Genomic DNA, 12,142 nt, shown 5'->3' with positions numbered 1-12,142 from the left:
CCGTTGCTGCCCCCGGCGAAATACACTACCGCCATCTGCACCGCGAGGTGGTCCGGCGTCACCATCTTCAGCCAGTAACGGTCCATTGCCGAACCGGCCCCCTTGCCGAAGAACGAATCATTCTCGAATTCCTTGGTGCGCGAGTTGTTGAAGAATTTCAGCGTCTTGGAAGGCACCCCGATGATTCGGGTCATAAAGCCCTGCCCCACCGAAACATACCTTCCCGGCGTCTTCTTGCTCGATCCCGCAGTACCGGCGTCAGAAGTGGCCGCAGTGCCGGTGGCAGATACCACGTTGTAGCTCGCATACGAGTTCCCGCTGTAATTGGACCCCTGCTGATCGTAGGTCGTATTGTTATGGTTGTCCCAGAACCGGAAAGTGGAGCTCAGGTTGCCGGCTTCACCGCCGTTGCCCGTGTAGAACGTCAAAAGGTCCAGGTTCGACGGGTAGGGGTTCCCGATCAGGTTATATCCGCGACTCGCCACTCCGGGACCGATCACCGACGGAGCGGAATTGGTCGCATTGAAGGAAACGGCGCCATTCGCCGGAGGGCCGGCAAAGACCGCGTAGAAAGGCCCGACGCCCGTCAGCGGCTCTTTCACCGCCAAGGCCCTTCCCGCAATGTATGCGCCGGAGGATTCCCCGAAATAGTTGCTGCTCTCTAAATGGTACTGCACGCTCGGTGAGCTTACCGGGTTGCCGGAACCGTCCCGGTAGATGTTGGTCTTCAGGTTGGCTCCCACCGCCGGCGAGATCAGGAAGTTGTACTGCTTCCTGTCTGAAGACACCTTGATGTTTCTTTTCACGGTGATGCTGCCCGAGTTCGCTGCGTTGTCATTCACCTGGATCAAGCTTCCGTCAGACTCTACGGTGAAGTTATCCTGACTGCTCAGATTAATCACCTCATATTGCGAAGTGACAAAGTCATGAGCCTTAATATTTAATTTGTAATTCGCATTCAAAGTCACCGTGCACGCTTCGAAGCTTCCATGAACAGCTGTATCATAATCCGCCGCTATGATTGCTCTGGATTTTGGTGTCGGGATCCCTTTTGTCCAGGAAGTTCCATTCCAGGTAGTGTCCACCTCTTTGAATTGCACGGAATTGGATGCCCTGTAACAGGTAACGCCATTTTCCCTCACCTGGCAATAGAACTGATAATCATTCAATCCGGTTCCAGACAAAACTGACATTTCGGAAGTATTTGCACCCGAGAATTGGGCATTGTCCGTGACGGGAGTCCATGCGTTGGTTCCCGGAGCAAGCATGTACCATTGGTAAGCAAGCCCATATCCACCCGGAATCCCTTCCGTTGCAGCCACCGAGAATTTCGCTTTGCAGGATTGCGCCGGTAGTGGCTGAGCAGTAATCTGTGGCGGATTCCCAGCAGGAAGAGCCGGTGCCACACCTCCCGGTAGGCAGGCGTTGGCGGATACCGGTATAATGGTCCAAGAAGAAGGTGTGTAAGTGGGATGATTGCCCAGTTTACCCACCGCCCTTTTCATATAATAACCCACATAATTTGGTGCTTGCACCTCATCATAAACCACCGTGCCGGCAGCGTTGGTCAACTGGAATTTGTCATCGTCGTTAAACCCTGACATGATCTCACCATTGCCAGTTGATGCAGGTGATGAACAGTTATTGGCTCCGGCAACACGAATGATTTTGAGTTCACCCGGCAAAATATTTCCCGAAAGCCCATTGGTGTATTTTGACAATGCTCCAGTAGAAGTTCCTGATCGGTAAATCTCATAATTGGCAAGGTTTTTCGCTGAAGCAGTTCCATTATATATGGAGATATAGCCTCCGCTTCCACCGTTTTCATCGTAAACCTCATAAAGAATCAGGTCAGTAGGCAATGTTCCGGAAATGGCTTCACATCCAGAGAATTCTTTCGTGATTACCGTGAAAGGCTGGGTAAAAACACATCCGGTGGCAAGGCGAATGACCAGATTGTCGTTTTCAGCACCGGCAGGAATGGTCACTTCCATCCGGGTCGGTGAAATGAGATTGGCACTGAGGGCCACGCCATTGTACTTCACGGTTGCGCCGGTAAGGTTATCCGTAGGTGTTGAACTGATGGTCACTACGGTGTTCGCAGGTCCGGAGGTCGGCAATACCGTGAGCGCCGGAATTGCCGCACAGGTGCCGGTACCCTGGATTGTGAAGGTATATGGATTTTCGTTCCCGGTAATGTCATTATTGCTGATGCTCACGGTTGCCTTCAAAACTCCGGCTGTGGTGGGATTAAATTTGATTTTAAATCCTGAGGTTCCCACAGGAGCGACAGAAGTTGCCGGCTGCAAAGTCACTGTAAAATCAGAAGGATTATCGCCAGTCAATATGACGGCAGGAGTTCCGGTCAGCAGCAGCGTGGAAAGTCCCAGGTTCTCGACGGTAAAATCCTTTTCGGCCGTACTATTTCCTAATGGAGTGCTGGCAAAAAGCGTATTATTTAAAGACATCACAGTTGTAGAGCCTGATGGAATATTGATGTTTGCCCCTTTGATGTTGATCTCCGGACCGGCAGCACGAGTGATATTGATCGTATAATCCTCCACTTCACCGTATTTATATCCGGTTTGACATGGGGTTAATATAATATCGCTATCATAATAAAAATACTGTGTAGCAATCCTCATTCTGGTAAGTCCCACTGCCGCGCCGCTTGGCACTGTAATCGCCAGAGGAGAGTATGCGGTAGCTTCATCAAATCCATCATAGGCATCACCCAAATCATAAACTTCATTACTATCAAATATGCCGTTTCGGTTCCAGTCTATCCATGCCTTGGTATAGTTTTGCAATCCCAAAGTATTTACCTTTACACTGAGGTCATATACCTCCCCGATAATGACATCGGTGGAAATCGCTGTGAAATCCGTGTACGCAGGATTTCCTGAGGATGTATTGTCAATCGTATTAAATTTAACGTTGGTAATACCTGTTTCATCATCGGTCGCAACATTGGCTGTGGAAGAGCAATAGGACAACCCTGTAGTTTTACATACTTGCACTCCCGAACTCCACTGATTACTGTTCACCTCCCTTACAAATATTTTGTAGCAGTATTGGACGCCTTCGGTCAGCCCGGTCACCGTGAACGTATTTCCCGTGCCTTTATATACCACCTGATTATTTCCTGCAAAAGCGATCACTGGACTGTAAGCAGACCCATCGCCTGACGGAACAAGGGTCACAGAACCCTGACTTGCCACCACCATATATTCGTAGCAACCGACCGATGCAGGGACCACGTTCCACGTAACCACCGAGGACGTGGGCGCCACTGATGCAGCAGGATTACCAACTTCCGGAACTTTGACGGCATAGGTTTGCCACCAACTCTGCGTGGTCGTTGACGCAATTCCTGACGCCCAACCTGTAGCGGATTCCCCATTATAAGCCACTACTTTGAAAGTATATTGCTGACCTGTCGTTAATCCGGTAATGGTTGCGGAAGTTGCGTTTCCTTTGTAAACTGCTTTTCCTAAAGATCCATAAACAGTAGCAGCGCTAAAATTGGAATTGGCGGAATAATCATTGGCATTCCCTGCTAAAGTTGCCGTCATTGCAGGAACTGTAGTTCCATCCAAAGCATAAACAATATATCCTGTTGGAGGGGTACCAGTAGATGCCGTCCAACTTAAAGTCAGCTGGGTATTGCCTATACAAGCCTTCAAAGTCGCAGCGTTATTCGGGGAGGGATTCAGCATACCGGTTCCGGTCACATTAAAGGTATAAGGACTGGTGGTGGTATTATTCGGTATGTTCACTGTAGCGGTTTTGGCACCCACTGCAGTAGGACTGAATGTCGCTGTAAAACTAGTGGTAGCGTTTGGAGCCAAAGTGGTGCTTCCGGGTTGGGTGATCGCAAACTGACCCGGATCGGTACCGGAAAGCGAAAGTGATCCTAAGGTTAAATCCAAAGTTCCCGTATTTTTAATGGTAAATGTGGTCGCTGTACTGGAGGTACCGACCAGCTGGTTTGCGAAGTCGTAATTACCGGAAGGGGTAACGGAGATTTGAGGCTTAGGGGTTGATGGAGTACAAGTGACAGTTACATTGTCGATAAAAGCTCTTTTTGCTGTAGTCTCAATGGTTAATGTAGAATTCGGTGGAACTTCATTAAAAACCAGAGTTTTTGTTTCAAAAGCACCACTCATTGTTGCGGTATAAGTTATGGTTTGCGAAGGTTTTCCGGAAACAGTTACTTTGATATCCCCCTCTACTGTAGTCCAACCTTTTACATCAAACTTTACCGTCATATCACTAACTTCTGAACCAAATGGCTTAGATGTTATGCTACCTGATAAAGAGCCAGTTCCTAATTTCACAGCACCACCTGCCTCATAAGCACTTGCAACAGTTGTAAAATTAGTATTTCCTGACCATGATGTTGATTGTCCAGTTGTTGTTGTATTGTCACCTTTTGTTAAGCTTGAAAAATCCTCACTCAAACACGGCCCCGTGTACACCTCCCATTGGGCAAACAAAGTAACATTCCCAAGATTATTCATGGTGAAAGTCGCACCGTTGGCATATCCTGTTCCGGTTCCGTTGGCGGCGGTATTCCATTCCTTCAAAACATATCCGGATTTGGTGTAGCCATTATTCGTCAGGTTCGCGGAGGTCTGATAAGGAATGGTTTGGTTCGCCATCGTCCCGATTGCGGCGGCGTCATTTTTATCAAAGATTACTTGGTAATTATTGGGAGTCCATTTTGCATAAAGATTCACATTGGCTGTTCCCATGGTGTAAGATTGGCCATCGGTGTAAGCTACAGTTCCACCAGCAGTAGTCGCCCAACCTGCAAAAGTATATCCGGTTCGGGTGTAGCCATTGGCATTCAAATTGGCGGTCGCACCGGTCGCTAAAGTCTGTGTTGAAGTTGTTCCTCCATCTGCACCATTCCCGTTAAAAGTAATGGTATTGTTATTGGCCGTCCATTGTGCATAGAGCGTGGCATCTGCGGTGAAATTGTAATTTTCGTTATTGGCATAAGCCGTTCCGCTTCCGTTTGCAGCGGTATTCCAGCCGGCGAAAGTATATCCGGTACGGGTAAAGGTATTCGTAGAAAGTGCTGTTGCAGTGCACGCCGATTGAGAAGTCATTGTTCCCGTACCACCGTTGCCGTTGAATGTCACCGTTTTTGTAGTAGAAACCCATTGGGCATACAAAACCGTATTGGCATTAATGCTGAAAGTAGCACCTGGTGCATAAGAAGTACCCGAACCGTTCGCAGCGGTGTTCCATCCGCTGAAGTTTGCGCAGCTTTTGGTAAGGTTGCCGGTATTCCCTAAAACGGTGACGGTAGCGCCCGCCGCATAAGGATTGTTGGGATCTGTAGGGGCAGTACCACCGGTATTTCCGTTGCCGTTGTAGGTTAAGGTGTAGGAGCTTGGAGGTGTTGTCTCGTATGTAATTATAATAGAACTAAAATACGCCACATTTAATCCTCTTTTGATGGCAAAAAATCTAAAGTCATCAGATGCATTTGTCGTCCAAGTTTGATCTCCGTCACCAGTTCCAAATTGTGTTCCACTAACATTATAATCTCCTGCGGTGCTATTTACTAATCGTAAATTACCACCGTAAACAACCGATGTCCTTGCTGTACCTAAAGTAACAACTTGAACACTCACAATTCTTCCAGGAATTGCAGTTGTATTATAAATTAGCCCATTGCTAGCTTGTGCTTGAATAAAAGAGCCTGCCGTATTTCCTGTATTAGGCATATCTTTAGGATTTGTAGTAATTGCTTTTCCACCGAATCCAACGGCATTTTGAGTCCATGTTCTTTCTGGTCTATCATTCGTACCAGTTCCTCCGTAATTATTCGAACCTAAATTAGTACTCCCACCAGCAGAAGGTACATTGACAGTAATAGTTGCAGTCTGCCCCCACCCTTTCGCAAATCCGAATAGGAGCATAATGGTTAAGAGGAGCCGGAAAGTATAGATTTTTTTCATCACCGTTAAATATTTAGGCAGCAAATCTACATTTTCTTTCCATCCGTTTTAAAAACGATTGCTTATTTTATAATCATTTAATGAAAATTTAATATTTATTTAACTAAAAACCCTTTGTTCATGTCAAATTCAATAAACAATACCCGTTTACCATGCTATTTTCATATTATGTTAAATTGGTGATTTTTTACGAAAAACATACCATTTCAATATTTTTCAGCTTGGAAAGGGATTACGTTCAGGTTCAAGAAAGCATATCAAAAAAAAGATGACCTCATAAAAAAAGGGATCAAAGTTTTTCAAAAAAAATAGTTTCCTAAAAAAGTTAATCCCAGTAAGTTATTATTTACAAGCTTTATTGCAAAATTTAGTCGTGAAATGTGGAATGCCGCCAAAAGGATCACTTTGTGAATTTGTAGATAAACATGACAAAACCACTGATAATGAGATTTTTAATCCACATTCAGTCTTTAAAACCCCTTTAAAAATAGTTGATAAAACAGGTCCCTATTATTTGCATTTTTGATGGGGTCTGCCCAACTTTACCTCACAATCAAGTCAAAGTTGCAGAGGCACAAACCGGCAACCGAAAGGTGAAAAGTTTCAACTCTATTTAGGCAAGGTTCCAAAACCGGAGCAAAAAATTTCAGACCGGAAGTGATTTTCGAAAGAAGACCATGGAAAAACTGAAACGAAACGAAGGAAGAACAACCGAAGCCCGAAAAAATGCACAGACTAAAAGTATCCCAACTTTCTGACCGATTATAGGAGATGGAGACCGCACGGTGAAATCCCGAAAAAGAATGAAGAAAGCGAAGATTTAAAAGTTCTTTTACAGAGATCAGAAACAAAAGTCCCCCGAACATTTCGGTGAAAAGAAAGAAACCGCAAAGTGGAAATCTGAAATCGGAACCATAAGGGAAAAGAAACAAAAAATCGCGTTGGAGCTGAAAGGATCAGCTGATTTGACAAAGAAGAAGAATGAAACCGCGAGGAGCAATTTTTCAACTTTAATTTCAAAATCGGTTCCGGAAGCGAAAACAGAAGTAAAAACTTTAACTGATGATTCAGCCACAGAATTTGCAAAAATTCGAACGCAGGATCATCAGTTTTTTTTTGTCCAAAAACTTACATTGCTTTCGTATTTTTCAAAATTAAATCCCGTATTTTTCAAAGCTTACTATCATATTTTTCAAATTTTATATCCGTATTTTTCAAAATTTGTTGTCATATTTTTCAAATTTTAATGGCGTCATATTCAAAATAAGCAGTATCTTTGGCAGTGAAAAACATTGATAATGAGTGTACAAAGGACCATTAAAAAAGAAATTGATTTTCTTTGCGGAAAATATCCAGTTATTGCGGTTACAGGTCCGCGACAATCGGGAAAGACTACTTTTCTGAAAGAAGAATTTTCCAGTTACACCTACGTTAATCTGGAGAATCCCGATATCAGAAACTTTGCAGAATCCGATACCAAATCATTTCTCGAGCAGTACGACAGGTTTGTGATTTTCGATGAAGTGCAGCGAACGCCATTTTTGTTTTCATACATCCAGGCAAAAGTGGACGAAGACAAAGTGATGGGTCAGTTTATTCTATCAGGTTCCCAGAACTTTCACCTGATGCAGAATATCACGCAAAGTCTTGCGGGAAGAGTCGCGATTTTCAAACTGTTTCCTTTTGATTTTTCAGAAATGAAGTCAGGCGGTTTTTTAGATGAAGATTACAGCGTGAACCTTCAACGGGGATTTTATCCCGCGATTTTCGACAGAAATATTCCTCCCAAAACATTTTACTCTAATTACCTTCGAACTTATGTTGAAAGGGATTTGTCGGAAATTATCAATATTCGTGATCTTCGGGCATTCCGAAATTTCATTTCACTTTGTGCGGCAAGATCGGGACAGTTGCTCAATCTGAACTCTTTGGCAAATGAATGCGGAATTTCTCAACCCACCGCAAAATCATGGATCTCAGTCTTAGAAACGAGTTATATTATTTTTCTGTTGCAGCCGTATCATAAGAATTACAATAAAAGAATTACAAAAAGTCCGAAACTTTATTTTTATGACACAGGTTTGCTGAGTTTTCTCCTTAAACTTACAAAACCTGAAGATTTACAGCTTCATCCGCACAAAGGCGAACTTTTCGAAAATTTCATCATTGCAGAAATGGTCAAGGTGAATTACCACCGCAACTTAATGCAGGATTTTTGGTTTTGGCGTGATGTTCAGGGACGGGAAGTCGATCTGCTTTTTCAGGACAATCAATTACTGAATATTATGGAAATCAAAGCTTCACAAACCATTATGAGCGATATGTTCAAAGGGTTGAATTTCTTTTCGGAACTCGCCAAAGACAGCATCAAAGACAAATACCTGGTCAACTCGGGCACGGTAAACCAGAAACGATCGGCGGCCACGGTCATTGGTTGGGAAAAGATTGAGGAAATCTAATACCTTTTGACAAAACCGTTTGTTTGCCCTAATTTTGTGAAATGCAACCGCACCGCAAAATCATCCACATCGATATGGACGCTTTCTACGCCTCCGTGGAGCAGCACGACCATCCCGAACTGCGCGGGAAACCGGTCTGCGTAGGCGGCGGAAAATACGGCGTGGTGGCGGCAGCAAGTTATGAGGCCCGAAAATATGGAATCCGCTCTGCAATGCCCGGAAGAACGGCCCTGGAAAAATGTCCGCATCTGATCGTGGTAAAACCAAGATTTCAGCGGTACAAGGAAATCTCGCAACAAATCCGAAACATTTTCTACGAATATACCGATTTGGTAGAACCACTTTCTTTGGACGAAGCCTATCTGGACGTGACCGAAAACAAAAAAGGTATGGAATCTGCCAATGAAATCGCCAGAGAAATCCGCAAGCGAATTTTCGACGAAACAGGTCTTACCGCTTCCGCCGGAATTTCGGTGAACAAGTTTTTGGCAAAAGTCGCCTCCGATTACCACAAACCCAATGGGCAGAAAACCATCCACCCTACCCGGATTCTGGAATTCATGGAAGTGCTGCCCATTGAAAAATTCTACGGAATCGGGAAAGTGACCGCCAATAAAATGCACGAACTGCATATTTTCAACGGGAAAGATTTAAAAGAGAAAACCCAGGAACAGCTCACCGGGTGGTTCGGAAAAGCGGGAATCTATTATTACAACGTGGTGCGCGGAATCCACACCAGCGAAGTAAAACCTCATCGAATCCAGAAAAGTGTGGCCGTGGAGGAAACTTATTGGGAAAACCTACTGGATGAGGAATCTGTTTTCAAGCAACTGCGCGCCATCAGCGAAGATCTGGAAGGCCGCCTCAACCGGAAGGAAATCAAGGGAAAATCATTAACGCTAAAAATCCGCTACAAAGACTTCTCTGTTTTCACCCGCAGCAAAACCCAAGAAGTCTATTATGAAAACGCCCAGGATTTCTACGAAACTGCCCAAAAACTTTGGGAACTCCGCCCATTCGACAAACCGGTCCGATTGTTGGGGTTGTCACTTTCGAACCTCAACACAGGTGAAACCAAACAGGTTTCGGTGCAGCTCCGGATACCGTTTGAAGATTTTTATTGACTGAAAAAACAGTCTTACCGATGAATAACGGACGGGTTGTATTCATCTATAGTTCATGAAATCATTTGTGGAGAAAATCGCGCCCTCATTTCTTAACATACATCAATTTGCACCCCAAACATTGCCCCTATTTTTGCGCCATTAATTTTAATAAAAAATCAGCAATGAAAAAATTATCAGTTTTGGCACTTGCAGCCGCAATGTTTGCAGTATCTTGTAAGGAATCGAAAACAGACACCGCAACCACTACCGAAGTACAAGAAGTGGCCACTCAACAAGGGGAAAACTTTGTAGTGAACTCCGAAAGCAGCACCATCAAATGGACAGGATACCACAAAGGTGGACTTAACCCAAGATTCGGGATCGCACTGACCACCGGTGAACTGAGCGCAGAAAACGGAAACCTGATCGCAGGAACACTTACTTCTGAAGTGCAGTCCATCAAAACAGACCTTGCTTCTGTGGATCCAAAAACCACTGAAGGAAAAACAGCTGCCGATCTGGATGCCCACTTAAAAAGTGCAGACTTCTTTGACGCAGAAAAATACCCTGTAGTGAAATTCGATATCACCAAAGTTGAAGATTTGGCAGCAGACGCTCCGAAAAGCAACGTGGAAGGTGCCAACAAATTGGTGAGCGGAAACCTGACCATTAAAGATAAAACCGTAAACGTGAGTTTCCCTGCAAAAGTGGAAGTAACCGATACCCAAATCAGCCTGGTTTCCAAATTCACCATCAACAGACAGGATTGGGGATTGGCTTACGGAACTGAAGGAGACCCGAAAGACTGGATGATTTCCAAAGATGTGGATATGGACATGAACATCGTGGCCAAGAAATAATTTGATCCACCATTTCAAATAGAAATCACCTTAAAAATAGATTTTGAGGTGATTTTTTTTGATCCATTTTTGAAAATCAGATGGAGACCGACATCAGTATTAATCAGCTATTTTCATCTTACTAAAACTTCGTATTTCGCAATCCTTACCTTAAAATCCAAAACCAAGTCTTTTGCGAAAGGTTCATTTTTTGCATTCCCAATTGCATGAATGCAACTTTACTTCAAAGTTTCCACTGGTATTCTGAAGGAAACGGGACGCTTTATCGGCACATCAAAGACTCATCAGATTGGCTCAAAGAACTAGGAATCACCGCAGTTTGGTTTCCGCCCGCATACAAAGGTGCAGGTGGCGGTTACTCAGTCGGTTATGATCCGTATGACCTTTTCGATTTGGGAGAGTTTGACCAAAAAGGAACCATTCCCACCAAATATGGAACGAAGGAGCAGTATCTCGAGGTCGTTCAAACCTTAAAGGAAAAAGGGATCGGGATTGTGGTGGACATCGTGATGAATCACAAAGCGGGAGGCGACGAAAAAGAAAAGTTCCAAGTCAAAAAAGCCGATGAACACAATAGGAACAATATGGTTTCGGATGTTTTTGAAATAGAGAGTTATACTAAATTTACTTTTCCGGGCCGTGGAAAACAATATTCAGATTTCGAATGGAACTTCACCTGCTTTTCAGCGGTAGATTTTGCCGAAGGTCAGGAAAAAGGCATCTACAAAATCATCAATGATTACGGCGACGACTGGGAGGAACTGATTACCGACGAAAAAGGAAACTACACCTATCTGATGCACAACGATATTGAACACCGAAATCCGTTTGTTCGCGAAGAACTGAATTACTGGGGGAAATGGTACCACGAGCAAGTGGGCTTTAATGGCGTTCGATTGGATGCCGTGAAACACCAGTCTCCGGAATTTTACAAGGAGTGGCTTCAGCTTTTGCGTTCCAACACCGGCGAAAATATTTTTGCTGTCGGCGAATACTGGGCTCCGGGACAGCTCCATCTGCTTCAAAAATACATCGAAGAAACGGCCGGAAGCATGTCGCTTTTCGATTCGTCACTTCAGCAGAATTTTCATTTGGCCTCCAAAGCCGGCGCAGCATATGACTTGAGGAAAATCTTTGACCAGACCCTCACTTTGGCGGATCCAGAACATTCCGTAACCGTGGTTGCCAATCACGACACACAGCCTTTGCAACAGTTGGAATCCGTGGTGGAACCTTGGTTCAAACCGATTGCCTATGCCCTGATTTTGTTGAGAGAAAATGGTTATCCCTGCATTTTTTATCCTGATTTGTATGGTGCCAGTTATCGGGACCAAGGAAATGACGGCAATGATTACGAAATCGTCCTCGAAAAAGTGGATGGAATCGAGCAATTATTGAAAGCCCGAAAAGAAAACGCTTACGGCATGCAGCGGGATTATTTCGAAGACGCCAACTGTCTCGGCTGGATCCGCGAAGGAGACGGCATCCACAAAGGTTGCGCGGTGGTCATCAGCAACAAAGACCAATATGAAAAACCGATGGAAATGGGGCGTCCCTATTCCGGGCAGATTTTCCACGACCTCCTCGGAAGGTTTGAAGAAAAAGTTACCATAGATGAAAACGGATGGGGAAACTTCCCGGTTCCGGCGGGGAATGTGAGTGTTTGGGTTCCGGAGTGAAAAATTACTTTCCGAAGGTCGATATATGAATGACCATGGGCTTTTGTCTATGTGTTAAACTGA

General features: G+C 44.5%; 5 protein-coding genes. 4 read left to right on the top strand and 1 reads right to left on the bottom strand.

The features are described from left to right. On the bottom strand, positions 1-5,975 hold a 5,975-nt coding region (locus tag ACM44_RS14090; protein ID WP_048500701.1), incomplete at its 3' end, for an InlB B-repeat-containing protein. 1,298 nt (positions 5,976-7,273) lie between these two features. Here ACM44_RS14090 and ACM44_RS14075 point away from each other — a divergent pair. The 4 genes from ACM44_RS14075 to ACM44_RS14060 all read left to right on the top strand — a co-directional run bounded on the left by ACM44_RS14075 (position 7,274) and on the right by ACM44_RS14060 (position 12,079). Beyond that, a complete protein-coding gene (locus tag ACM44_RS14075) occupies positions 7,274-8,434 on the top strand; it encodes an ATP-binding protein (RefSeq protein ID WP_048500698.1) in 1,161 nt (386 codons plus the stop codon). A gap of 41 nt (positions 8,435-8,475) precedes the next feature. Beyond that, entirely contained in the window at positions 8,476-9,558 is a 1,083-nt protein-coding gene (dinB, locus tag ACM44_RS14070) for a DNA polymerase IV (protein WP_048500697.1), read from the top strand. Between the two features lie 164 nt (positions 9,559-9,722). Then, positions 9,723-10,400, top strand: coding sequence for a YceI family protein (locus ACM44_RS14065; protein WP_048500696.1), 678 nt, complete (start codon positions 9,723-9,725; stop codon positions 10,398-10,400). A gap of 206 nt (positions 10,401-10,606) precedes the next feature. After that, entirely contained in the window at positions 10,607-12,079 is a 1,473-nt protein-coding gene (locus tag ACM44_RS14060) for an alpha-amylase (protein ID WP_048500695.1), read from the top strand. The last annotated feature ends 63 nt before the right edge of the window (positions 12,080-12,142 follow it).

Origin of the sequence: Chryseobacterium koreense CCUG 49689 (assembly GCF_001045435.1) — a bacterium.
In the GTDB taxonomy this organism is placed as follows: Bacteria; Bacteroidota; Bacteroidia; order Flavobacteriales; family Weeksellaceae; genus Kaistella; species Kaistella koreensis.
The sequence above is the reverse complement of the archived record's forward strand: the minus strand, read 5'-3'. Positions and strand labels throughout refer to the sequence as shown.

What these genes read in the sequence shown, in the direction of transcription:
- ACM44_RS14075 (WP_048500698.1), top strand. Translation starts at nt 7,274, where the DNA reads ATGAGTGTACAAAGGACCATTAAAAAAGAAATTGATTTTCTTTGCGGA.
- dinB (WP_048500697.1), top strand. Translation starts at nt 8,476, where the DNA reads ATGCAACCGCACCGCAAAATCATCCACATCGATATGGACGCTTTCTAC.
- ACM44_RS14065 (WP_048500696.1), top strand. Translation starts at nt 9,723, where the DNA reads ATGAAAAAATTATCAGTTTTGGCACTTGCAGCCGCAATGTTTGCAGTA.
- ACM44_RS14060 (WP_048500695.1), top strand. Translation starts at nt 10,607, where the DNA reads ATGAATGCAACTTTACTTCAAAGTTTCCACTGGTATTCTGAAGGAAAC.